We start from the raw sequence: 22,551 nt of genomic DNA on the forward strand, positions 1-22,551 counted from the left end.
CGCCGCTCCACGACCATGTTTCACTATAGGCGCCCTCGGGGCAGCGCCCCCATTGACGTACCAGGTCAAGCCGGGTACGCCCCGCCCCGGACGCCGTGGCCTTCCGGGTCCCGCCCTGTCGCTCGTGGCGAGACGGCCGGGCCGCCGAGCTCACGCGGCGGCGCGCCGACCGGCCGCGGCCGTCTGGGCCAGCACGGTCCTCGCCAGCATGTCGGCGTGCCGGAGCAGCGGCGCGTCGGCGTGAGGACGGGCGAAGCCGGACACCGCCCACCTGCCCATGGCGAAGCGCCGGGGATGGGGGACACCGTCCTGCCCGAGCAGGCGCCCATCGGCCGGCCACACGTCCGGCAGGCCCGACGCGTCGCGGATCTCGCCCCTGGCGTAGAGCCCTGCGATGAGCGGATCGGTGCTGCGGTCGACGCTCGGCGCGGGCAGTCGCGCCTCGACCAGCGCCCGAGCCTCCACCGAGCCGGGGACGGTCGGGCTCGTGGCCCGCCAGGCCCCCGCCCGCTCCTCCTGCTCGATCCGCAGATCGGCTCCCAGGAAGGTGACCACACCCGCCCTGGCCAGCGCCCGCAGCTCGGCCAGCCGCGGCCCGGGCGGGCCACCGGCCAGGAAACCGGACAGCCTCTGGAACCAGGGATCCCGCGCCGCCTCCGGCAGGGCGTCGTGCACGGCGAACAGCCCGTGGATCATCGCCAGGTCGGCGCTGTACGCGGCGTCGGCGCGCCGCTCCAGGTCGGCCGCCAGGTAGCCGTGCATCCACCGCTGCAACCCCGCCGAGTCGCCGAAGCGCATGCCGCGCAGCGGCCGCTCCAGCCTGTCCAGGTGTAACCGGTCGGCGAAGCGGGGCACGGCCTTGGTGACCAGCGCGCGCATCTGTCTGCCGTCCCACGCGGCCGCCGCGAAGGCGTCCAGGAACGCGGCAGGCTCCAGCCTGGTCCTCGACGGGTGGGCGGTGAACAGCTCGCGGTAGTACGCGTAGGCGAGCTCCTTGGCGATCAGCTCTCTGAGCTCGGCCGTCTCCGCCGGCAGCGCGCCGGGAGTGAGGAACCGCGGGGGGCCGGGCGTGGGGCCCGCCAGGCGGTAGCCGGTCCTGGCGTGGAACGGCACCCCTCGGCGCGATCCCACGTGCAGCAAGGGCTCGGCACCGCTGGGCCGGTAGACGGGTTCTCCGTCCTGCGACCGGGTGAAGCGGCCACCGCGGCCGGTGGTGAGCAGGACCATCAGGTCGAAGAACGCCAGGCCCGCGCCGCGCACGAGCACCGGCCGGCCCGCCGGGAGCTCATCCAGCGAGAGGTCGGCGGGGTGTCCTGTGGGCAGGTAGAGCAGGTTGTGGCGGGCGGCGAACGCGAGCTGGGCGTCCTCCTCAGGAGTGGGCAGCACGCCCTGCCGCCCCTGAACCAGGATCACCGCGTCCGCTTCGAGCCACCTCCCGCCCGCCAGCTCCACCCGCTGGCGACCGGGGAGTTCGGCCAACCCTGTCGCCTCCTCCCTGTGCACGTGCACCCGCACGTTGCCGGGAGCCGCGCGTACGGCACGCTCGAACACGTCGGACAGGTACCGGCTCAGCGCGGGGCGCGGAGCGAAGTGGCCGGGATCGCAGCCCAGCCATTCCGCGAGCGAGGGGCCGGACCGGATCGGTCCCTCGCAGCGAACCGACCCGTCGGTGTAGAGGGTGATGTCGGCGGCCGCCGATTCGGCCCACAGGAGGTCGAGCCGTTCCGCCTGCCGGACGGCACAGGGGCCGTGGGGATGCGGATCCACCACGTGGAGATCGAGCACGGTGTGCCCCAGGAATTCGGGGGCGTTGGCCAGGATGCGCTCGACCAGGCACGTCCCGGTCGGTCCCGCCCCGATCACGGCGATCGCGCCCATCGGCCCCCTCCCGGCGAGCAAAACCCATTTACAAGGTAGGTAATAGCGGGTTAGCTGTCAACGTGGATGGCACGATCTGACCGTGGCCGCCGCCCTGTGCCAGGAGACCGCCGTGATCGAGCGCGGCCGGATCGTGGAGCAGGGGGCCAGGAGCGCTCGGCGGAGACGGCGGAGAGCCGGGCGTGAGGGGAGAGGGTGGCGTACCGTCACGGTTGTGACGCCCCCGCTTGATCCACCACCGCCGGCTCCCCGCACGCCCGTCGTCACCGGCCACGACCGCGCGTGGCCGGTCCCGCTCGCCGGGGGCGGCGTATGACCGGCTTCGGCCCCCGCGTGGTCCTGGTGCCCGATCTGGGCGAGGACCTGGCACGCGCGATGGAGGAGCTGGAGGGCTTACTGCTGATCCTGCAGGGCGCCGAGGACGAGGGGGCGGCGCTGCCGAGCCCGCTGGCGGGCGGGGCCGCGCTGGCCGCGCTGCGGCGGCTGTGGCGGGCGGTCGCGCCCACCCAGGGGCGGCGCGCCGCCGAGTCCTGGCTCGCGGGGCGGCTGTACGGCCCTGGTCTGGTCGAGCACGTCCCCTTGCGCCTGGTCGACGTCGACCCGATCGACGTGGCGACCCTGTCGGCGACCGCCCGGGTGCTCGGCATCGGCGCGGGCGGCGTCGGCGCGGTGCGCGAGGCCCTGGAGTCCGACCGCGGGTACCTGTCCGGGGCCGAGCTCGTCGTCGCCGCCGCCCGCATCAGCGGTCTGCTGGACCTGGCCGACACGGCCGAGTCCATCCTGCTGCGCGAGCGCCTCGCCGCCGCGGGACCCGGCGCCGACGTCGTCCTCACGCCGGCCCAGGAGGCGGCCTACCAGGCCACAGCCATGCGGCTCGACGCGATGTGGCCTCGCCGCTGATCCGAGGCCGGCCGCCAGGCCGCCGATCCGTCAGGAAGATCCTGGTCGCGAATGACCTGCGGCGATTAGAGCGGTAGGCGGGCAGATGGCAAGCTTGGGCCGTGCGTGTGATGTTGCTTGGCCCGTTCGAGGTACGCGACGACGACGGCCGCCCGGTCGAGATCCCCGGCATCAGGGTGCGGACGCTGCTGGCCAGGCTCGCGCTCGAGCCGGGACGCGTCGTGCCGGTCGAGGTGCTGACGACGGCCATCTGGGGCGACGAGCCCCCGGCGGGCAGCGCCAACGCCCTGGGCCGCGCTGTGCGGGATGCCGGATCTGAGCGGGTTCGACAACCTGGTGCGGCCGACGGAGCGGGCCCGTGCCCTGCTCGGAGACGAGCCGTACACGGCGGCCTACGACAGCGGTGCCGCGCTCACGCGCGACGCCGCGATCCAGGCCGTCCGTCCGGGCTGAACGACGCGGGGCCGTTCGGCCGTCCCGACCTGCCTCGGCTGCCCGCTAGCGGTACTCCTTCAGGGTGATGGCCTCGGCCGTACGGCGGGCGGAGTCGGCGATCATCTGCTTGCCCGGCAGGTACGGCATGAGCCGCATGTACTGGTTCAGGAAGGCGGTCATCAGGCGACCCTGCGGGACCACCATCCTGCTCACTCCCTCACCGGACTTCTGGGCGCCCCCGGCGTACTCGCGCATCGCCTCCTCGTAGCGGGGGAACGCCACACGATGGTCGCCTCCGGCCGCCGCCAGCTCGCCCGCCAGCACGTACGCGCCGACCACGGCCAGGCCTGATCCCATGCCCGACAGCAGGCAGGGCGAGTACGCGGCGTCGCCGAGCAGGGCGACCCTGCCCCTGGACCAGCGATCCATGCGAACCTGCGCGACCGAGTCGAAGTAGAAATCGGGCGCGTCCCACATGGCCGCGAGCGCGCGCGAGGTCTCCCAGCCGACGCCTTCGAACGCTTCGGCGAGGATCTTCTTCTGCTGCATGACGTCGCGCCTGTCGTAGGCCAGCGGGGGTGACCCGAACAGGAACATGGCCCTGGCCTCGGTGTTGTGCCGCGCGCTGTAGATGGCGACCAGCTTGCCCGGCGGGCGGTACGCCAGGCCGGTGTGGTCGAGGCCGAGGTAGTTGTCGAGAGGGAAGGCGGCGCAGTGCACGCCGAGATGGCGCACGTAGTCGGTTTCCGGGCCGAAGGCCAGCGCCCTGACGGTGGAGTGCAGCCCGTCGGCCCCGATCACCAGGTCGAACCGCCGGACCGGGGCGCGCTCGAAGGTGACCGTGACACCGTGGGCGTCCTCGGCCAGGCCGGTGATGGTGTCGCCGAACAGGTACTCGGCGTCGGTGGCGTCGAACAGCACGCGTGACAGGTCGCCTCGCAGGATCTCCACGTCACCGGCGAACAGGTCGGCGGGCATGCTGCTGATCTTCTTGCCGGTGGCGCTGACGTACGACATGGCGCCCATGCCCGTCTGGTTGCGCCGGATCTCGTCGAGCACTCCCATCTGGCGCAGGACGGACAGGTGGGCCTTGCCGCGAAAGTCCACGGCGTGGCCGCCGTCACGCAGCGCGGGGGCTGTTTCGACGATCGTCGGGTTGAAGCCGTGGCGACGCAGCCAGTGGGCCAGGGCGGGGCCTGCGACACCGGCGCCGGAGATGAGGATGTTCACGGGGAGCTCCTTCGGGGGTTGTGAGCGCGTCACTCGAGGTTGCGCGGCACGGCTCACCACCCGCTCACCGTCCGCTCACCGGGCGGAAGGCGCGTGTCCTGCCCGTCGCTGCGGGCTACGTCATGGCCTCGACCTGGGCGCGCACCTTCGCGATCACTTCCGGCGGCAGCGGGGCGTAGCCGAACAGAGACAGGTACGACTGGCCCGCGTTGCCGGCGGTGTAGCGGAGGAAGCTGCGCACCAGCGGGTCGGAGCCCTTGCGGCAGGCGACCTCGTAGGTCACCAGGACGATCGGATAGGCGCCCTTCTCCTTGGTCGTGTAGTCCAGCTTGATGGTCAGATCGCCGTTCTTGTCGACCATCTCCGCACCGGTGAGGCTCCTGGTCGCGCTCTCCGGCGACAGCGCGACGAACTCGCCCGCGGCGTTCTTCACCTTCGCGATCTGCAGCTCGGCGCTGCTGGCGAAGCCGTACTCCATGTAGCCGATCGAGCCTGGGGTGTCCTGGACGGCGTCGGTGATGCCTCGGGAGCCTGCCACACCGCGGCCTCGCGCGGGCCACGCCCTGGACGGCTGGTACGGCCAGCCGCCCGCCGCCTTCAGGTAGGTGGTGAAGTTGTGGCTGGTGCCCGAGTCGTCGGAGCGGTGCAGGGCCTGGATACGGGCGTGAGGCAGGCGGGCTCCGCGGTTGTCGGCGGCGATCTCGGGGGCGTCCCACTGGGTGATCCTCCCGCTGAAGATGCCGGACATGGTGGTCGGCGAGAGCTTGAGGCCGCGCACCGACGGCAGGTTGTAGGCCACGGCGACGGGGCCCACCACCATCGGCAGGTGAAGCGCGCGGCCGCGGCAGCGTTTGTCCGCCAGCGCCTGCTCGTTCGGCTTCAGCGGGACGTCGGTGCCGGCGAAGGAGGTCACCCCCGCGATGAAGTCCCGCACCCCGGCTCCCGAGCCGTTGGCCCGGTAGTCGATCCGCAGACCGGGATAGATCTTGTGGAAGTCCGCGCGCCATGCGTCCATCGCGCCGAGCTGCGCCGACGAGCCGGAGCCTTGGATCGTGGCGGTCTCACCGGCCACGACGACGGTGTCGGGCGAGTCGTTGACGCACGAGGTCAACACGAGGGACGCCAGCGCGAGGGGCACGGCGATTGCTGTCATCTTCGGCACACACTCGACGCTATGAAGGACATTCCCCGATTTGGTGAATCAGCTCGCAAACCGGTCGCAACGCACAGTCATCGACTGGTCAAGCCGGTTCGGGCTCACGGCGGGTCAATTCCACCCAAAGTCGCAGGTAGCCTTGCATGCCGAGCCGGTGGGCGTCCGCCGGACGTTAGCGGTGCAAACCGGTGGGTAGCGGACAAGTGTGCGGCCGCCATCAGTTGAGCAGTCGAGCCTGCCGCCGGAGAACCGTAAGTGAATCGCGGAACGTTCCAGGTGTCTCCCCCGCCACGCCACTCAAATGATGGAGATGTGTGTGTTCAAGGCAACCCGCAGACGAGCGGCGGTGCTCGCCGCCCTCATGGCCGCCGGGCTGGCGCTGATCCCCGCCGCCGCGGCCGTCGCGTCCGCCGGCTCCGGCCGTCCCGCCATCATCGGCGGGCAGGCGTCGGCGCAGCCGTACTCGTTCATGGTCTCCTTCCAACTGCGTGACCTGCCCGAGCACCACTGCGGCGGCGCCCTGGTCGCCGCGGACTGGGTCGTCACCGCCGCGCACTGCAAGGGCCTCATCAAGCCCGGCAAGACGCAGGTACGGGTCGGCTCCCTCGACCGCGACAAGGGCGGAGTGGTAGCAGGCGTCAAGCGCTTCGTCACCTATCCCGGACAGGGTCACAGCGGCAGGAGAGGGCCGAAGGCCGACATCCTGCTGGTCCAACTCGACCGGAAGGTACCCCTCGAGCCCATCCGCGTCGCCGACGAGCCCGGCGCGGTGGGCGAGCCGACCCGCGTCATCGGCTGGGGCCTGGTGTGCGAGGACAAGAACGATCCCGCCTGCAAGACGCAGCGGCTCCACGAGCTCGACACCGTGCGCGTGCCCGACGACAGGTGCGTCTTCCTCCACCGCGGCGCCGAGCTGTGCACCGGCGAGCGCCAAGGCCGTGCGGCCAGCGCCTGCAACGGCGATTCCGGCGGCCCGCAGATCCGGCAGGTGGCCGGCAGGTGGGAGCTCATCGGAGCCACCTCGCGTGACGGCGACGACGTCGAAGACCCCATGGACGGCGGCGCCGGCTGCTCCACCAACCCCGACGGCGGTCCCGGGGTCGGGATCTGGACCGACGTGACCCACTACCGCGCCTGGATCACCGAGACCATCGGCGCGGGGCTGCACAGCGCCTCCTGATCACAGGCCGGCGTCGGCCCCCTCACGGTAGAGCTCGGTGAGCAGTTCGACGGCCGCCGGCGTGGCCGGGTGCGGGTCGTCGCGCCACCAGGCCAGCCGTACGGGGATGGGCGCGGCATCGCGCAGCGGCCGGTAGACGATGCCCGGCCTGGGGTACTGGGCGACGGACCCCTCGGCGGTGACCCCGACGCAGCGTCCCGTCGCGATGACGGCGAGCCAGTCGTCGATGTCGTTGGTGTACTCGACCTGCGGGCGAGCCTGCGCGGGCCACAGGTCGAGCGTGGTCGTCCCTGTGCGCCGGTCGATGAGGAGCGTGCGATCGCTGATCTCGGCCAGGTGGATGGAACGGCGCCTGGACCAGGGATCGTCGGCCGCCACGGCGCAGAAGCGCCGCTCGAGCCCGACGATCACGTCGTCGAAGCGCCGCGGGTCGGGCGGGATGCGGACGACGGCGAGGTCGCACGCGCCTTCGGCCAGCCCCGCGGTGGCGGAGTTGGTGCGGACGAGCCTCAGCTCGGTGTCCGGGCGCAGGGCGGCCCATCGGCGTTGAAAGGCCAGCGTGTGGCGGCCCATGGCCGACCACGCGTAGCCGATGCGCAGGCGGGTGTGACCGGTGGCGGATGGGACGAACTGCCGCAGGCTGGGCGCATGCAGACGACGGAACACGCGTCCCCAGCCGTCGGCGCCTACCCTGAGCAGGCGCGCTGGGCGGGCGCCGCGATGCTGTTCGGCAGCGGCCTGTCCAACCAGGTCGGCGCGGCGATCGGGGCGCTGGCCTTTCCCGTCATCGGGCCCGCCGGTGTCGTGGCCATGCGGCAGTGGGTCGCCGGGATCGTCCTGCTGGCCGTCGGCAGGCCGAGAATCTGGACGTTCACCTGGCGGCAGTGGTGGCCCGTCCTGCTGCTGGCGCTCGTCTTCGGGACCATGAACCTGTCGTTGTACAGCGCGATCAACCGGGTCGGCCTCGGCCTGGCGGTGACGCTGGAGTTCCTCGGGCCGCTGGCCGTGGCCCTGTCCACCTCGCGGCGCCGGGTGGACGTCGCCTGCGCGGTGGTCGCGGGTCTCGGCGTGGTCGCGCTGACCCGCCCGCAGCCGACGACGGACTATCTCGGCATCGGGCTCAGCCTGCTGGCGGCGGTGTGCTGGGCCTCCTACATCCTGCTCAACCGCACCATCGGCCGGCGGCTGCCCGGCGCCGAAGGATCGGCAGCGGCCGCCGGCCTGTCCGCGCTGATGTTCGTGCCCGTCGGCGTCGTCGTCCTCGTCCAGCACCCGCCGACCTTCGAAGCCCTGGCCCGCGCGGGCGCGGCCGGGGTGCTGTGCTCGGCTTCGCCCTTCCTCGTCGACCTGTTCGCGCTGCGCCGGTTCCCCGCCCACTTCTTCGGGGTCTTCATGAGCGTCAATCCCGTCCTGGCCGCGCTCGTGGGCCTGGTGATCCTGGGCCAGTCGCTGGAATGGAGCGCGTGGCTCAGCATCGGCGCGATCGTCGCGGCCAACGCCGTCAGCGTCCTGGCGCCCGGCCGGCGGGACGCCACCGGTTGATCGAGCATTGACAGCGGTCCCGCCTCCGCGAAAGATACGGTCATCCGTACAACATGTGGAGGCTGTATGAGGCTTCTGGCCGCCGTGGTGCTGTTACTGGGCATCATGGTCTCCCCCGCGCACGCCACCGCCACGATCGAGTCCCTCTACAAGGTCGCGGGACCGTGGACGGTCGCCACCGCCGACGTCGGCACCGCGTACAAGCTCTACTACCCCGCCGACCTCGGCGCCGGAGGCTTCAAACACCCGATCGTCACCTGGGGCAACGGCACGAACGCGGTGCCTTCGCAGTACGCGGGCGTGCTCGGCCGGCTCGCCTCCTGGGGTTTCGCGGTGGTCGCCTCGACGGACAAGACGACCGGCACCGGTGCGGAGATGATCGACGCCGCGCGGTACCTGGTCGACAGGAACGCCGATCCGGCCAGCGTCTTCCACGGAAAGCTCGATGTGACCAGGGTCGGCGCCGTCGGCCACTCGCAGGGCGCGGGCGGCTCGGTCAACACCGCCACCAAGTCAGGCGGCCTGATCACGTCAGTGGTGCCGATCGCGCTGCCCGCCCCCGGACTGGTGAGCGCCGGCGACAGGTTCTCCGTGGACCTGCTGACCTGTCCCGTGCTGTTCCTCAGCGGCTCGAACGACTGGCTGATCTCCCCGCACTCCGCCGTCCAGGGCTACTACAACGCCGTCCCCGGCGCCGCCGCCAAGGCCATGCTCAAGGGGGCGGGCCACAACACGATCCAGGGCACGGGCGGCGGTTTCCTCGGATACCTGACCGCGTGGCTGATGTACACCCTGCAGGGCGACCCCACCGCGCGCGGCGCCTTCGCCGGCCCCGCTCCCGAGATCGGCGCCAACCCGTCGTGGGAGAACGCCGCCCAGAAGAATCTGCCCTGACCGCGCCGTCCACAGTCACCGCAGGTGCCAGCCGCCGTCGACGGGGATGACGGCGCCCGTGGTGCGGTGCGCGGCAGAGGAGAGCAGCCACAGGACGGCGGCGGCGATGTCGGCGGGGTCGCACAGCGCGGCCCCCAGGGGCATGAGCCTGGGAAGCCTGGCCTGGATGGCGCGATCCGCCTGGGCGCGACGGCTCATCGGGGTGGCGACGAGACCGGCGGAGATCAGGTTGATCCGCACGCCGCGCGGGGCCGCCTCCCTGGCCGCCGATCTGATCAGCGGGATGAGCGCGCCCTTCGCCGAGGCGTACGCCACCGTGCGGAAGTCGTCGTCGATCGAGGTGCCCAGCGCCGAGCCGATCACCACGATCGAGCCGCCCTGCTCCATGACCGGGACGGTGGCGCGCAGCAGCCGGAACACCGACTCGTGGTTGACCCTGTGCACCTCGCTCCAGGCCGCGTCGCCGCACTCGGTGATGCCGCCGTCACCGAGCGACCTGCCGGACATGCCGACCGCGTGCACGACTCCGGTGATCTTCCCATGGGCGGACACCGCCCTGGCGACGGCCTGCTCGGCGCCGCCGGGCCTGGTGATGTCGATACCGTCGGCCAGGTCGACGCCGAAGGCCGTGCCGCCGGCGGCCCGCACGACCTCGACGCAGGCCCTGCCGATGCCGCCATGAGATCCGGCCACCAGGACGGTCATGGCTTCCTCAGCACCTCGGCCGCCCTGCGGGCGTGCTCCAGGTAGGCGGCCTCGAACAGCTCCTCGGCTCGCCGCGGCCCGACGAGCTTGGCGCTGGAGATGACCGGCGGCAGCAGGCCGTCCCCTGCCAGCCGCTCGGCCGTACGGACCTTGATCTCGTTGACCACCGCGACGGCGGCCAGGGTGCTGCCGGGGCCGACCGGCTCGGCCACCCCGTCGATCCCGCACAGCGCGTCGCCGACGGGCGTGCAGAGGTCGACCACCACGTCGGCGTGGTCGGCCAGCCGGGTCCCGCTCGGGTGGGCAGGCTCGGCCGCGGTCGTCTCGCGCATCGACGTCACCGCGATCACGGGCACACCGGCCTTGCGCAGCCCCATGGCCAGCTCGATCGGGACCGCGTTCAGCCCGCTGACGCTGAAGACGATCGCGGCGTCGGTCGGCCGCAGCTCGTAGTTGGCCAGGATCTGTCCTGCCAGCCCCTCGACCCGCTCGATGAACATCGCCTGCCGCATCCCGTTCGGCCCGCCGACCTGCGTGTAGAACGTCATCGACAGCTCCACGATGGGATGGAAGCCCGGGTACGAGCCGTAGCGGGGGAACATCTCCTCCACGCCCATCCGGGAGTGCCCGGTGCCGAACGTGTGCACCACGCCCCCGCCGCCGATCACCCGCGCGGCGATCGAGGCCGCGGCCTCGATCGCCTCCTCCTGGCTGCGTTCGATCTCGCCGAGCAGCTCGACCGCACGCCTGATCCACTTCATGCCGACGTCCCTCCTCGAAGCGCCGACGCTTCTCCCTGGTGTGGCGACGGTCCTCCCCGGGGTGGCGACGTCTCTCCCGGCAGTGGCGACGGTTCTCCGCGGAGCGGGGCGCCGACGGTCAGCACCGCGCTCTGGAACCGGGCCCCGCCGCCGACGCGGAGCTCGCCTGACGGGCCGGGTTCGACGCCGAGCAGGCGCAGGTAGGCCAGCAGGGGCTGGGCATGCGCGTGCAGGTTGGCCACCGGGTAGGCCTGCATGGCGACGCCGACGTCGGCCAGGTCCCACGTACGCCCCGGGCGCGCCGATTCGGGCGGCAGGTAGGCGTCCGGCCCCGACAGGGTGCCCTCCCAGACGTCCGGGTAGGCCGCGGCGTGCGCGGCCAGCGACATCCGCCGCCACCATGCCCACCCGAGTTCGGGGGCGTGTGCGGCCGCGGCCCAGACGAGCGTCATGTTGATCGCGTACCAGATCGCGCCGTCGGCTCCCGGCGCGGCGGGCCACCTGACCCTGGCGCCCAGCGGGGACCCGGCGGCGGCCGTGTCCTCGATCCGCTCCAGCAGCGCGCGCGCCTGCTCGGGCGGCGCGGCGCCGCAGAGGATCGCCCACGGCTGGACCTCCAGCCACAGGTCGTCCTCGCCGACCACGGCTCCCGGACCGTAGGCGCGGCGGAACCAGCGCCCGTTCCACTCGCCGGCCACCAGGGCGCGCAGTTCCTCGCCGAGCTCGCGCGCCTCGGCCCCCGTGGCGTGGTCGCCGAGCCGCTCGGCCAGCGCCGCGTAGCGGGGCAGCACCCATGCGGCCATCGCCGAGTTCAGCACGGACTCGCCGTGCTCGATCATCTCCTGCCTCGGCACGCCGCTCATGGAGATCGCCAGGTCGTTCCAGTCGGCGTTGAGGATGCGCACGTGCCCGTGCCCGCCCCTGCCGACGACGTCGGCGAAGAACCGGAACTGCCGCCGCAGGTTCTCCCCGAGCGGCACCGCCTGCGCGGCGTGCGCGGGGTGGTACGGCACGGCCTCGCCGAAGGCCCGCGCGTCCCCTGTCGCGGCCAGGTACTCCGCTCCGAGCCACAGCGCCCACAGGTTCTGGTCGGAGGGCCGGAACAGCTCGGTCCACGGCGACTTGTCCGGCCGCAGCGCGTACGGCAGGTCCCCGTCGGGACTCCCCCACGCGCACGTGTTGCGCAGCACGGACAGGGCCAGGTCGGGCTCGGTGTACACGAGCGGCAGCGCGTGCTGCAGCGGGTCGCGCGCGGCCCCGTTGAAGCCGTGCCTGAACGAGTAGCACGATCCCTGGTCCAGGGTGTGCCCGCCGAGCACGCCGTCGGCGCACGCGCCGCCCGTCAGCAGCGCCGCGTGCCACGGGATCTCCCGCTCGGCCTCGGGGGCCTGCGCGGCACGCGCCCGCGGCAGCCGCGCGGCCAGCTTCGCCAGGCTGTCCTCGAAGCCGGCACCCCCGAAGCCGGCGCCTCCGAAACCGGCGCCTCCGAAACCGGTGCCTCCGAAACCGGTGCCCGCGCCGGCGGCGGCTCCGGAGGCGGCGTCCCCGGAAGCCGTGCCCGCGGCGTTCCCAGAGGTGTCCTCGGCGAGGAGGCCGTAGCGGAACTCCAGGACCGTCTCGTTTTCCAGGTCGAGCGCGACGGTGAGCCGTCCCGACCCGCTCCGCTCCCCGCCCGGTGACTCCAGTTCGAGCCCGGGATCAGCAGCGGGGGCGGAGCCGCTGATCAGCCTGATGTCGGCGGGGCGGCTGTCCCACTCCTCGGTCAGCGCCAGCCGTAAGGGCTCGCCGGTCAGGTTGCGCACCCGCAGCCTGATGAGGACCCACGGCTGCTCCCCCTCGGGGCAGAGCACCGTGCGCTCGATCGACACGCGCTCGTCGGCCGCCCGCACCACCACGAACGTCGGCCCGAACAGGCGCTCGGCCGTGGATCCCTCGGTCGAAAGGTCACCGATCCTGCTCACGCCGGTGCCGCGGGTCAGCCAGCGCAGCCCGGTGTGCTCGTCGAACAGGTCGCAGCGGCCGAAGTTGTCGGCGACCAGCGTGATCCGCCGGTTGCCGAGATGGACGACGTGCCTGCGCGTCGGCGGGTCGAGGATCGGGTCCCACAGCGCGCGCGGGTCGCGCTCCTGGTCCATGGTGTAGGAGAAGGCGGGCAGGCCGTGGAGGGTCGTCCACTCGCCGAAGGCGCTCACGGCCCGGCCTGGCCGAGCAGGACGTTCTTCGCGTCGTTGAGCTCGACGGAGAAGACGGCCAGGTCACCCCTGGCGTGCCGGATCGTGTACTCCAGGGGCAGGCCGGCCTCGGTGGCCGTCGTCCTGCTGGTCGCCAGGAGGGCCGCGGCCATGGGGACGTGCAGCAGCCCGGCCAGCCGGTAGTCGGCGTTGACCGCGCCGATCGTCTCCCTGCCCGAGGCGGGGCTCAGCCCGTACTTGAGCCGCAGCAGGCCGTACAGGGAGCCGGTCAGGTCCTCTTCGAGGATGCCGGGCACCAGCTCCGAGGGGAGATGGGCGCTCTCGATCATGCAGGGCTCGCCGTCGAGGAGCCTGAGCCGCTCCAGGAAGACGATCTCCGCCCCCGCCTCGAGCCCGAGCGCTGGTGCCACGGCGGCGGGGCACGGCCGCGGTTTCGCCTCCAGCACCCGCGTGGTGGGCCTGCGCCCCAGCCTGGCCATCGCCTCGGTGAAGCCGGCGGGCCTGGCCCCCAGCTCGGAGGCGACCCCGAGCGGCGCCGTGTAGGTGCCGCTGCCCTGCCTGGCCACCAGCAGCCCCTCCTGGACGAGGTCGCCGATCGCCCGCCGCGCGGTCGCCCTGCTCACCCCGGCGAAGGTCATCAGGTCCTTCTCGGCGGGGATGGGGGTGTCGGGCGCGTAGTCGGCGATCACCGCGCGCAGGCGCTCGCGCAGCTGGTAGTAGAGAGGGACGGCTGCGCCGGGCTCGAGTGCCAGCCGCCGCGCCCAGTCGATGTCGGTCATCCGCCCTCTTCCCAATTTGTACGGACGACCGTATCTTTTCCGCCAACAGGGTCCCTGTCAACGGAGGTGCTCCGTCATGGCGGTCTTAACTGGGCAGACGATGAGAGGCGAACGGCTCGCCTATTTCGGCGGCGGTTTCGGGATCAACCTCCTGAGCGGGACCATCGGCTCCTACATCCTCATCTACCTCACCGACGTGGTCGGGCTGGGCGCGGCGGCCGTCGGCACGCTGCTTCTGGTGGCCAGGCTCCTCGACGCGGTCGGCGACCCGTTCATGGGATACGTGATCGACCATCTCCCCGAAAGGCGCGGCGGCCGCTACCGCCCGTACCTCTTCGCCGGCGCCCTGCTGGCGTCGGCCGGCTTCCTCGCGGTGTTCCTCGCGCCCCTCTGGACACCGTGGCCGCTCCTGGCCGCCTGGGTCACCTACCTGCTGTGGGGCTTCGTCGCGGACCTGGTCGACCTGCCGTTCATCTCCCTGCTGCCCACCATGGCCGCCGACACGGCCGAGCGATCGCGCCTGGCGGGGCTGTCGACGTTCGGCCGGATCCTCGGCGTGCTGGTGATCAACGTGGCGACCATCCCGGTGGTCTCCTCCTTCGCCGACGAGCGGACCGGCTGGCAGGTCTGGGCCCTCTGCCTGGTCGTCGCGTCGCTGACCGTCATGGCGATCGTGCCGGGAAGGGTGCGCGAGCGCGTCCGCCCGGTGGACCCGCGACGGTACGGCCTGCGCCGGCTAGTCACGCTGATCCTGACGAACCGCGCGGCGATGGTCCTGGTCACCGCCAAGCTCAGCACGTCGACGGCCATCGCGGCCGGTGGGGCCAGCGTCTACTACTTCACCTACAACGTGGGCGACAGGTCGCTGATCAGCGTCGCGGCGCTGGCCATGGTCCCGCCGACGATGCTGGGCGCGCTCCTGGTGCCCGCGCTGATCCGGCGCGTCGGGCTCAAGGCCGCCCTGCTGGGCGCGCTGGCGCTGTCCGCCGCGCCGTCCGTGGCGATCTGGGCGGCGCACTCGAACGTCACGCTGGTCCTGGTTCTGATGGGAGTGACGGCAGTGGGCGGCGGGGCGACGCTCACCGCGGCCAACGCCACCATCGCCGAACTCGTGGACTACGCCGAGTGGCGCTTCGGCCAGCGCGCGGAGGGCGCGTTCACCTCCTTGGCCGCCTTCGCCGCCAAGGCGGGTGCGGGGTTGGGCGGCGCGATGGTGGCCTACACGCTCGCGCTCACCGGCTACGTGGGCGGCGCGCGGCAGAGCGAGCAGGCGCTGGACGGGATCGTCTTCGCGATGACCCTGCTGCCCGCCGCCGTGCTGGTGGCCGGCGCCATCGTCTTCCTCGCCTACCCCGTGACCAAGGAACTGTCCGCCCAGGTCGCGGCCGAGCTCGCCGAACGACGTCAGGAGGCGATCGCGTGATCGTGCCCAGCGCCGCCCAGATGATGGAGTGGATCGAGACGGTGGTCGCGGAAGGCGTCCGGCGCCCCGGCTACCGGGCGGACGACCGGGTGGCGGAGTGGGCCGCGGGGCTGTTCACGGACTTCGGCCTGGAAGACGTACGGCTGCCGCCGGTCGAGCTGGAAGCCTGGCACCCGGTCGGCGCCACCCTGCGGGCCCACCTCGACGCCGACCCCGCCATGGTCGTCGAGGTGGCGGCGTTCGCGCTGCCGTACACGATGGAGAAGGCGAGGGTGACGGCGCCGCTGGCGCGCACGCCCGAGCCGGGGGCCATCGTGGTGCGGGAGTGCGCGCTCGGGCGGCTCCCCCAGTCCTTGCTGCGGGAGGCCGCGACGTCGTTCTACGACCCCGAGGGCGTCTTCGACGAACTCGAACAGATCCTGCCCATGGACCTGGACGCGATGGCCGGCCTGCGGGCGACGATCGAGGCCGGCGCGGCCGGATTCGTCGGCGCCTTCTCCGGCATGCCGTGGGAGAGCCGCGACCACTACGTGCCCTACGACGCGGTCCGCCGGCCCATCCCCGCGGTCTGGCTGTCGCGCGACGACTCCCGCGCGCTGCTCGCCCTCATGTCCCGCGGGCCGTGCACGGCGACACTCGGCGTCGAGGCGGAGGTACGGCCCGCCGTGTCGCGCAACGTAACCGGCGTGCTGCCTGGCCGCTCCGACCAGTGGGTGATCATCGGGTCGCACCACGACGCGCCATGGGCCTCGGCCGTGGAGGACGCCTCGGGCGTGGCGCTGGTGCTGGCCGCGGCCCGGTACTGGTCGCAGGTGCCGAGCGAGCAGCGGCCGCACAACCTGTTGTTCCTGCTCACCGCTGGACACATGGCCCACGCGGCCGGCACCAGGGCCTTCATCGCCGCCAACAGGGACCTGCTCGGCAAGGTCGTGCTCCAGTTGCACCTGGAGCACGCGGCCCTGCGCTGCGAGGTCGTCGACGGCGCCCTGGTGCCGACCGCCGACCCCGAGCCCCGTTGGTGGTTCACCACCCAGGATCCGCCGCTGGAGAAGCTGGTCCACGACACGCTCGTCGCCGAGGACCTGCGCCGCTCGTTCGTCGTGCGGCCCGACCTGTTCGACCCGATGCCGCTGACGGACGGCGCGTTCTTCTTCCCCGAGAAGGTGCCGCTGGTGCACTTCCTCGCGGCGCCCATGTACCTGTTCGACTCCGCCGACACCGTCGACAAGGTCGACCAGGCCGCCCTGGAGCCGCTCACCAGGGCGGCCGTCCGCATCGTGCTCGGCACCGACGGGTGGACCCGGTCCCCGGCAGCCCGATGACCGGTGCGCGCATCGCCCTTGTGGTGGAGGATCCTCCATCCCATGCCTTGAACACTGGAGCGACGTCCATGTCCTGACATGTCCGGCCCGTGTTTCGCTGTGCGTATGCACTCGCGATTCATCGTGCCCGCCAGCGAAGGCCGGGCCGTCAAGGTCGGAGCCGGGCAGCGGGTACGGATCGTCGATCTCGAGGGCGGCCAGGTCGGCGACGTCTTCGCCTTCGCCGCCGACGACGTGACCGAGCATCTCAGCGCGTCCCACACCCGCGCCTCCACCAGCCGCCTGTTCCCCGCTCGGGGGGAGCACTTCGTCACCGACCGCCGCAGGCCCATCCTCACCCTGGCGGACGACACCTCCCCGGGCTGGCATGACATGCTCATCGCCGCCTGCGACGCCAACCGGTACGCCGCGCTCGGCGTGCGGGGCTACCACGCCTCGTGCGCCGACAACCTGCGCCGGAGCCTGGACCACCTGGGCCTGACCTTTCCCGGCACGCCGCAGCCCGTCAACGTGTTCATGCGGATCCCCGTGGCGGACGGCGGCCGGCTGAGCTGGCTGAGCGCGATCAGCCGCGCGGGCGACGCGATCACGTTCGAGGCCGTCATGGACTGCGTGGTCGCGGTGTCGGCCTGCCCGCAGGACCTCGTGGAGATCAACGGGCACAAGCCGACCCCGCTGGCGATCGAGCTGCTGGACGGCCACGACGACCCCAACGACACCAAGGAGTGAACGAGCGATGACGCATCCCGCGCTGCGACCGGACCGGATCGGCGGACTCGAGCTGGCCAACCGGCTCGCGGTCTCGCCCATGACCAGGGTGTCGGCCACCGCCGACGGCACGCCGACGGCCGAGATGGCCGACTACTACCGCGCGTACGCGGAGGGCGGGTTCTCCCTCGTCATCACCGAGGGGACCTACACCGACACGCTCTTTAGCCAGGGGTACGCCAACCAGCCGGGAATCGTCACGGACGGGCACGTGGCGGCGTGGCGGGAGATCACCGGCCAGGTGCGCGCCGCGGGAGCGCCCATGGTGCTCCAGCTCATGCACGCGGGCGCCCTGTCGCAGGGCAACCGCTACCGGGAGGACACGGCGGGGCCCTCGGCCGTCACGCCCCGCGGGCTGAAGATGCCCGAGTACGGCGGGTACGGCCCGTGGCCGACGCCGAGGGAGATGAACCAGGACGACATCGACGCGGCGGTGCGCGGGTTCGCGCTCTCGGCGGCGCGGGCCAGGCAGGCCGGCTTCGACGGCATCGAGCTGCACGCCGCCAACGGCTACCTGCTCGACCAGTTCCTGACCGACTACACCAACCTGCGCGACGACCGCTACGGAGGCTCCGTCGCCGCCCGGGCGCGGCTGACGGCCGAGGTGGTCTCCGCCGTCCGCGAGGAGGTCGGCCCCGACTTCTGCGTCGGCGTACGGCTGTCGCAGACCAAGGTCAACGACTTCACGCACCGGTGGGCGGGCGGCGCCCGCGACGCGGAGATCATCTTCGCCACCCTGGCCGAGGCGGGCCCGACCTACCTGCACATCGCCAGCGAAGGCCGGGACTGGATCGAGACCGCCACCCTGGACGGGGGCATCACGATCACCGGTCTGGCCCGCAAGGTGACCGGCCTGCCCGTCGTGGCCAACGGCGGCATGCACGACCCCGGCCAGGCGGCGACCGTCCTGGAGGACGGCCACGCCGACGTGCTGGCCATCGGGAGGGGAGCGCTCGCCAACCCCGACTTCCCCCGGCGCCTGGCCGAGGGGACGCCCCTCGCGGCGTTCGACCACGAGATGCTGCAGCCGATGGCGACACTCAGCCACGCCCGGCTGTGGCGGCAGGCCGTCGAAGCGCGGTAAGGAAGAACATGAGCAAGACGCACAACACCTGGCAGGGCGAGGCCGCCGCGGTCGTGACGCTGACCTTCGACGTTGACGCGGAGACGCCGATCCTCGCCCAGGGACGCGAGTACGCCGACCACGCCATGACGATGTCCCACCAGGCCTATGGTCCCGAAGTGGGCCTGCCCCGCATCCTCGACCTGCTCGACGAGCTGGTCGTGCCCGCGACGTTCTTCGTGCCGGGCTGGGTGGCCGAGCATCGGCCCGGGCTGGCCGCCTCGATCGCCGAGCGGGGGCACGAGGTCGCGCACCACTCCTACAGCCACCGGCCGCCCACGTCGATGACCCCGCAGGAGGAACGGGCCGACTTCGAGCGCGCTCTGGCGGTCTTCGACAAGCAGGGCATCGAGATCCTGGGGCATCGGGCGGCGCTGTGGGAGGCGACCTGGCAGACGGGCGAGCTGGTCGCCGAGTACGGCCTGCGCTACGACTCCTCCCTGATGGGCGACGACCGGCCGTACAAGGTGGCCACGGCGGCGGGGGAGATCGTCGAGCTGCCCGTGCACTGGTCGCTCGACGACTGGGAGCAGTACGCCTTCCTGCCCGCCCCGCACATCGGATCGGTCATCGAGTCCCCGGTGAAGGTCCTCGAACTCTGGCGGGCCGAACTCGACGGCATGCGCCACTACGGGGGCCTGTTCAACCTGTGCGTGCACCCGTTCCTGTCGGGCCGTCCCGGCCGGGCGATGGCGTTGCGCCAGTTCATCGAGTACGCGCAGGGCTGCTCCGACGTCTCCTTCGCCCGCTGCGGTGACCTGGCCGCCGTCGCCGCCGCGGACGCCGGCCTGACGGTGCGCAGGCCACGGCCCCCGGAGGTGGACCCGGAGGTCTATCCCGGCTGAGGTCAGTCCATGGCGTCGATGGTCAGCGCCAGGAACAGGTCCACCCTGTCCTCTGTACGGCCCACGTCCCTGCCGGTCAGCTCGGTGATCTTGGTCAGGCGGTTGCGCAGGGTGTTGACGTGGACGTGCAACACCCCTGCCGTCGCCGCCCACTGCCCGTCGTGGTCGAGGAAGGCGCGCAGCGTCAGCTCCAGCTCCCCGCCTCGCCGTGCGTCGTGCTCCCGCAGGGGGCCGAGCAGCTCGTGGGAGAACTGGTGCAGCGTCTCCTCGTCGAGCAGCCCCAGCAGCAGCCGGTGCGTGCCCAGCTCGGCGAAGCCGCGCACGGCGGGCCCCGAGCGGGTACGGCGGAGCACCCGGCAGGCCTCGCGCGACTGCAGCAGGCGGGGCCGCAGCTCCGCCGCGTGCGGGGCGAGCCCGCTCAGCCCCGCGACGGGGCGCAGGCCGGGGAAGCGCCGCTCGATGCCGCTCACCAGACGCCGGGCCAGGAGCGGCAGCTCGCTCTCGGGGTTGCGCCATGGCAGCACCGCGACCACGTCCTGGGTGCCGCTTGCCACGACAGCCGGCACTCCTTCCCGCGCGAAGAACTCGCCGATCACCTCGGCCAGGCCGTGGATGGTCGCGGCCTCTCCGTCGGCGAAGGCCACCGCGCACACGGCCAGCGGCCCTCCGGGATCCACGCCGAAGGCCCGCAACCGGCCGGGTACCTCGGCCGCGCGCCGGCCTCCCGACAGGACCATCTCCAGCAGCTCGCTGGCGAAGCGCATCTCGATCGCCTGGACGGCCTGCTGCTTCGCGACCTCGAGGCTGAGGAACCGCGCCGTCTGCTCCAGCGCCTCCCGCTCGACCGCCGCGAGCTCGCGCAACGGCTGGAGGCAGATGAGGGCGGCGTCGATGTCGCCGACGGCCCCGACGGGGAACAAGGCCGCGCGACCCGCGGCTCCGAGGTCGACCTCCAGCGCGGGCGGGCGCCTCGCCAGCCCCTCGGCAACGGCGTGCAGCTGGTCCCCGTCGAGTTCGGCGCCTGCGACCGCGAGCGACCGCCCCATCCTGTCGACCACCGCGAGGGGCAGATCGTGATCGCCTCTGAGCACGTCGAGCACGCCCGAGGCGCCCGCTCCGCGGGAGATCGCGGTGGCCAGGGCGTCTCCCCTGCGGACCATGCTGACCAGCGCCTGCTTGCGTTCGTCGGTCGACATGCCGGCGACGACCTGCGAGACCTCGGTGAACGGCACGGCCACGGAGATCTCCAGCAGCGGCAGCCCCGCCTCACGGCAGGCGTCGACGAGCGCCTGGGGAGTGCGCGGCGTCTCCGCCCGCAGGCCGAACATGATCCCTGCTGCCCTGGCCGTCCTGACGTTGGCGACGAACCGCGCGGCCGTCACCTGATCGGCCCACAGGCCGTTCGTCATCACGAGCTCGCCCTCGCGCACGTAACGCGACGGGTCGGGCAGCTCGGTGTTGTGCACCCAGGCGACGGGCGCGTCGAGCGCGCCCGGCGGGCCGGGCACCAGCACGCGCAGTTCGAGTGAGGCGTGACGCAGCAGGGCCGCGAGCGTGAACACACTAGAACTCTATACAGCCGATGCTTCGTTCTCTAGAGCTTCCTCCACTCCCCGCTCGCAGGTTCGCGTGCTTGTGTGGGGAATGTCACCAAGGAGGACATCATGCGATCGAGTACAGCCGTCCCAGCCGCCGAGAGCGAGGGAGTGCGCTTCGACGCCCACGGCGTCGAGCCCATTCCCGCCCCCGCGCGCGACTCCACCCCCTGGCAGCAGTTCTGGATCTGGACCGGCGCGAACATCGCCCCGATCAACTGGGTCCTCGGCTCCCTGGGCGTGACACTGGGCCTCAGCCTCATCGAGACCATCGCCGTCATCGCGATCGGCAACCTGGTCGGCTGCGCGGTGTTCGGGCTGTTCAACCTGATGGGGCACCGCACGGCCGTCAACCAGATGGTGATCGGCCGCGCCGCCTTCGGCCGCAGGGGCGCGATCGTGCCCGGCCTCGTCCAGGGACTGCTGACCATGGGCTGGGTCGGGGTCAACACGTGGGTCGTCCTCGATCTGGTGCTGGCGATCCTCGCCCGCATGGGCGTGGAAGGAGGGCTGGGCCTGAAGTACCTGGTCGCCGCCGTCATCATGGTCGTGCAGCTCGGCCTGGCGCTCTACGGCTTCTACGCGATCCGCACCTTCGAGAAGTACACCGTGCCGATCACCGTGCTGATCATGGGCGTCATGACGGTCCTGGCCGCGGTTCAGGTCGACCCGCAGTGGACGGCCTCCACCGCCACCGCGCCGGGCTCCAAGCTCACCGCGGTCACCCAGCTGCTGACGGCGATCGGCATCGGCTGGGGCATCAGCTGGCTGCCGTACTCCGCGGACTACAGCCGCTTCATCCGTCCCAGCGCGTCGGGCGCGTCGGTGTTCTGGTCGACGGCGCTCGGCATGTACCTGCCCACCGTGTGGCTCGCCGCCCTCGGCGCGTACCTGAGCAGCGGAAGCGGCGGCAGCGACCCGTCGAGCCTGGTGACGAACACCTTCGGCGCGCTGGCCGTGCCGGTGCTCCTGCTGGTCATGCACGGCCCCGTGGCCACCAACATCCTGAACCTGTACTCCTGCTCCCTCGCCGCGCTGTCGGTCGGGATCAGGATCGCCCGCTGGAAGCTGACCCTGATCGCCGGAGCCGTGGCCTCGGTCGTGCTGGTGGTCTTCGTGCAGGCCGACGACTTCGCCAGGGCCTTCGATCACTGGATGGTCTCCATCCTGGTGTGGATCAGCCCGTGGGCGAGCATCGTCCTGGTCGACTACTTCGTCCTGCGGCGAGGCCGCGTCGACGTGGGCTCGCTGTACACCGATGACGCCTCGCCGTACGGGCCGGTCAACTGGAGGGCGCTGGCGAGCCTGGCCGCGGGGCTCGTGGCCGCGTGGAGCTGGCAGTTCGGCATGGTGCCTCTCACGCAGGGGCCCATCGCGCGGGCACTGAACGACACCGACTTCTCGTGGCTGTCGGGCAGCCTGGTGGCGGGCGGGCTCTACTACCTGCTCGTCCGGAGCCGGGTCGCCGTCCCGCGGGAGGCGGCACGCTCGGCGAACGTCTGAGTGCTCGGCCTCGCGCGACCGTTCGCGGGGCCGAGCGCAGGTGGAGCGTCGGCTCGCAGAGCGCGGGCGCGCCCGCGACCATACGGGATCTCCGGCCCCGCCGGCGTGGCGGGGATCAGGCCGGGCGGAAGGCGGCGCGGCCGACGAGGGACGTGACGAGGGCCTGGACGATGCGCATGATCAGCGCTTCCAGGAGCATCATGGCCGCCTTCGCGAGCACAGAGGCCAGAAATTCAGACACCGACTACCTCACATGATGAAATCTAGTGTTAGCAAGATAATTCACCACAAATGTTGCTGTAAGGCCACAATTGGGGTGG

21 protein-coding genes are annotated in these 22,551 nt (G+C 72.1%); 11 read left to right on the forward strand and 10 right to left on the reverse strand.

Annotated elements, in window-relative coordinates; all coding sequences use genetic code 11:
* Nucleotides 1–150: 150 nt before the first annotated feature.
* Complete coding sequence (locus tag ACFSKW_RS05960; protein WP_379569979.1) at nt 151–1,878, reverse strand: FAD/NAD(P)-binding protein; 1,728 nt, start codon at nt 1,876–1,878, stop codon at nt 151–153.
* Between the two features lie 312 nt (nt 1,879–2,190).
* Between ACFSKW_RS05960 and ACFSKW_RS05965 the strand changes: the two genes are divergently transcribed.
* The gene (locus ACFSKW_RS05965) at nt 2,191–2,778 is read left to right on the forward strand and encodes a hypothetical protein (RefSeq protein ID WP_379569981.1); all 588 of its coding nucleotides are present in this window, start codon (nt 2,191–2,193) and stop codon (nt 2,776–2,778) included.
* Nucleotides 2,779–3,084: 306 nt separating this feature from the next.
* Entirely contained in the window at nt 3,085–3,231 is a 147-nt protein-coding gene (locus ACFSKW_RS05970; protein WP_379569983.1) for a hypothetical protein, read from the forward strand.
* Nucleotides 3,232–3,276: 45 nt separating this feature from the next.
* On the opposite strand, the gene ACFSKW_RS05975 is transcribed toward ACFSKW_RS05970, so the two are convergent.
* Together ACFSKW_RS05975 and pstS are read right to left on the reverse strand one after the other, a co-directional pair.
* Nucleotides 3,277–4,443, reverse strand: a complete 1,167-nt coding sequence (locus ACFSKW_RS05975) for an FAD-dependent monooxygenase (RefSeq protein ID WP_379569985.1) — start codon at nt 4,441–4,443, stop codon at nt 3,277–3,279.
* 115 nt (nt 4,444–4,558) lie between these two features.
* On the reverse strand, nt 4,559–5,596 hold the full coding sequence (gene pstS, locus ACFSKW_RS05980) for a phosphate ABC transporter substrate-binding protein PstS (RefSeq protein ID WP_379569987.1): 1,038 nt from the start codon (nt 5,594–5,596) through the stop codon (nt 4,559–4,561).
* A 319-nt stretch (nt 5,597–5,915) separates the two neighbouring features.
* On the opposite strand from pstS, the gene ACFSKW_RS05985 reads away from it, so the two are divergent.
* Nucleotides 5,916–6,779: a S1 family peptidase gene (locus ACFSKW_RS05985; RefSeq protein WP_379569989.1), complete on the forward strand. Its 864-nt coding sequence runs from the start codon at nt 5,916–5,918 to the stop codon at nt 6,777–6,779.
* On the opposite strand, the gene ACFSKW_RS05990 is transcribed toward ACFSKW_RS05985, so the two are convergent.
* Nucleotides 6,780–7,445: a LysR substrate-binding domain-containing protein gene (locus ACFSKW_RS05990; protein ID WP_379569991.1), complete on the reverse strand. Its 666-nt coding sequence runs from the start codon at nt 7,443–7,445 to the stop codon at nt 6,780–6,782.
* On the opposite strand from ACFSKW_RS05990, the gene ACFSKW_RS05995 reads away from it, so the two are divergent.
* Both ACFSKW_RS05995 and ACFSKW_RS06000 read left to right on the forward strand, forming a co-directional pair.
* A complete protein-coding gene (locus tag ACFSKW_RS05995) occupies nt 7,428–8,321 on the forward strand; it encodes an EamA family transporter (protein ID WP_379569993.1) in 894 nt (297 codons plus the stop codon). The two genes, ACFSKW_RS05990 and ACFSKW_RS05995, sit on opposite strands and share 18 nt — an antisense overlap.
* Before the next feature lie 66 nt (nt 8,322–8,387).
* Nucleotides 8,388–9,215, forward strand: a complete 828-nt coding sequence (locus ACFSKW_RS06000; RefSeq protein ID WP_379569995.1) for a poly(ethylene terephthalate) hydrolase family protein — start codon at nt 8,388–8,390, stop codon at nt 9,213–9,215.
* 15 nt (nt 9,216–9,230) lie between these two features.
* On the opposite strand, the gene ACFSKW_RS06005 is transcribed toward ACFSKW_RS06000, so the two are convergent.
* From ACFSKW_RS06005 to ACFSKW_RS06020, 4 genes are read right to left on the reverse strand one after another with little or no spacing between them, the layout of a single operon-like run.
* Nucleotides 9,231–9,920: an SDR family NAD(P)-dependent oxidoreductase gene (locus ACFSKW_RS06005; protein WP_379569997.1), complete on the reverse strand. Its 690-nt coding sequence runs from the start codon at nt 9,918–9,920 to the stop codon at nt 9,231–9,233.
* Nucleotides 9,917–10,681 (reverse strand): sugar isomerase domain-containing protein, encoded by a 765-nt coding sequence (locus ACFSKW_RS06010; RefSeq protein ID WP_379569999.1) that lies wholly within the window; start codon nt 10,679–10,681, stop codon nt 9,917–9,919. The genes ACFSKW_RS06005 and ACFSKW_RS06010 overlap by 4 nt, the downstream gene beginning before the upstream one ends.
* On the reverse strand, nt 10,678–12,873 hold the full coding sequence (locus ACFSKW_RS06015; protein WP_379570001.1) for a GH36-type glycosyl hydrolase domain-containing protein: 2,196 nt from the start codon (nt 12,871–12,873) through the stop codon (nt 10,678–10,680). The genes ACFSKW_RS06010 and ACFSKW_RS06015 overlap by 4 nt, the downstream gene beginning before the upstream one ends.
* Complete coding sequence (locus ACFSKW_RS06020) at nt 12,870–13,652, reverse strand: GntR family transcriptional regulator (RefSeq protein ID WP_379570003.1); 783 nt, start codon at nt 13,650–13,652, stop codon at nt 12,870–12,872. The genes ACFSKW_RS06015 and ACFSKW_RS06020 overlap by 4 nt, the downstream gene beginning before the upstream one ends.
* 76 nt (nt 13,653–13,728) lie before the next feature.
* On the opposite strand from ACFSKW_RS06020, the gene ACFSKW_RS06025 reads away from it, so the two are divergent.
* The 5 genes from ACFSKW_RS06025 to ACFSKW_RS06045 all read left to right on the forward strand — a co-directional run bounded on the left by ACFSKW_RS06025 (nt 13,729) and on the right by ACFSKW_RS06045 (nt 19,133).
* Nucleotides 13,729–15,075, forward strand: a complete 1,347-nt coding sequence (locus tag ACFSKW_RS06025; protein WP_379570005.1) for an MFS transporter — start codon at nt 13,729–13,731, stop codon at nt 15,073–15,075.
* Entirely contained in the window at nt 15,072–16,397 is a 1,326-nt protein-coding gene (locus ACFSKW_RS06030; RefSeq protein ID WP_379570007.1) for a M28 family peptidase, read from the forward strand. Before ACFSKW_RS06025 ends, ACFSKW_RS06030 begins: the two co-directional genes overlap by 4 nt.
* Before the next feature lie 105 nt (nt 16,398–16,502).
* Nucleotides 16,503–17,126, forward strand: a complete 624-nt coding sequence (locus ACFSKW_RS06035) for a DUF1989 domain-containing protein (RefSeq protein WP_379570009.1) — start codon at nt 16,503–16,505, stop codon at nt 17,124–17,126.
* Between the two features lie 7 nt (nt 17,127–17,133).
* The gene (locus ACFSKW_RS06040) at nt 17,134–18,249 is read left to right on the forward strand and encodes an oxidoreductase (protein WP_379570011.1); all 1,116 of its coding nucleotides are present in this window, start codon (nt 17,134–17,136) and stop codon (nt 18,247–18,249) included.
* A gap of 8 nt (nt 18,250–18,257) precedes the next feature.
* The gene (locus ACFSKW_RS06045; protein WP_379570013.1) at nt 18,258–19,133 is read left to right on the forward strand and encodes a polysaccharide deacetylase family protein; all 876 of its coding nucleotides are present in this window, start codon (nt 18,258–18,260) and stop codon (nt 19,131–19,133) included.
* A 2-nt stretch (nt 19,134–19,135) separates the two neighbouring features.
* Here the strand turns inward: ACFSKW_RS06045 and ACFSKW_RS06050 are convergent, their stop codons facing one another.
* Complete coding sequence (locus ACFSKW_RS06050; RefSeq protein ID WP_379570015.1) at nt 19,136–20,695, reverse strand: PucR family transcriptional regulator; 1,560 nt, start codon at nt 20,693–20,695, stop codon at nt 19,136–19,138.
* A 102-nt stretch (nt 20,696–20,797) separates the two neighbouring features.
* On the opposite strand from ACFSKW_RS06050, the gene ACFSKW_RS06055 reads away from it, so the two are divergent.
* Nucleotides 20,798–22,231 (forward strand): purine-cytosine permease family protein, encoded by a 1,434-nt coding sequence (locus tag ACFSKW_RS06055; protein WP_379570017.1) that lies wholly within the window; start codon nt 20,798–20,800, stop codon nt 22,229–22,231.
* Between the two features lie 115 nt (nt 22,232–22,346).
* Here the strand turns inward: ACFSKW_RS06055 and ACFSKW_RS06060 are convergent, their stop codons facing one another.
* Nucleotides 22,347–22,472: a hypothetical protein gene (locus tag ACFSKW_RS06060; protein WP_379570019.1), complete on the reverse strand. Its 126-nt coding sequence runs from the start codon at nt 22,470–22,472 to the stop codon at nt 22,347–22,349.
* Between the last annotated feature and the right edge of the window lie 79 nt (nt 22,473–22,551).

It is taken from the genome of Nonomuraea mangrovi, from assembly GCF_042681425.1.
GTDB lineage: Bacteria > Actinomycetota > Actinomycetes > Streptosporangiales > Streptosporangiaceae > Nonomuraea > Nonomuraea mangrovi.

Coding starts and splice junctions, on each gene's coding strand:
- ACFSKW_RS05960 (WP_379569979.1), bottom strand. CDS start 1,878: ATGGGCGCGATCGCCGTGATCGGGGCGGGACCGACCGGGACGTGCCTG.
- ACFSKW_RS05965 (WP_379569981.1), top strand. CDS start 2,191: ATGACCGGCTTCGGCCCCCGCGTGGTCCTGGTGCCCGATCTGGGCGAG.
- ACFSKW_RS05970 (WP_379569983.1), top strand. CDS start 3,085: ATGCCGGATCTGAGCGGGTTCGACAACCTGGTGCGGCCGACGGAGCGG.
- pstS (WP_379569987.1), bottom strand. CDS start 5,596: ATGACAGCAATCGCCGTGCCCCTCGCGCTGGCGTCCCTCGTGTTGACC.
- ACFSKW_RS05995 (WP_379569993.1), top strand. CDS start 7,428: ATGCAGACGACGGAACACGCGTCCCCAGCCGTCGGCGCCTACCCTGAG.
- ACFSKW_RS06000 (WP_379569995.1), top strand. CDS start 8,388: ATGAGGCTTCTGGCCGCCGTGGTGCTGTTACTGGGCATCATGGTCTCC.
- ACFSKW_RS06005 (WP_379569997.1), bottom strand. CDS start 9,920: ATGACCGTCCTGGTGGCCGGATCTCATGGCGGCATCGGCAGGGCCTGC.
- ACFSKW_RS06010 (WP_379569999.1), bottom strand. CDS start 10,681: ATGAAGTGGATCAGGCGTGCGGTCGAGCTGCTCGGCGAGATCGAACGC.
- ACFSKW_RS06020 (WP_379570003.1), bottom strand. CDS start 13,652: ATGACCGACATCGACTGGGCGCGGCGGCTGGCACTCGAGCCCGGCGCA.
- ACFSKW_RS06025 (WP_379570005.1), top strand. CDS start 13,729: ATGGCGGTCTTAACTGGGCAGACGATGAGAGGCGAACGGCTCGCCTAT.
- ACFSKW_RS06035 (WP_379570009.1), top strand. CDS start 16,503: ATGCACTCGCGATTCATCGTGCCCGCCAGCGAAGGCCGGGCCGTCAAG.
- ACFSKW_RS06040 (WP_379570011.1), top strand. CDS start 17,134: ATGACGCATCCCGCGCTGCGACCGGACCGGATCGGCGGACTCGAGCTG.
- ACFSKW_RS06045 (WP_379570013.1), top strand. CDS start 18,258: ATGAGCAAGACGCACAACACCTGGCAGGGCGAGGCCGCCGCGGTCGTG.
- ACFSKW_RS06055 (WP_379570017.1), top strand. CDS start 20,798: ATGCGATCGAGTACAGCCGTCCCAGCCGCCGAGAGCGAGGGAGTGCGC.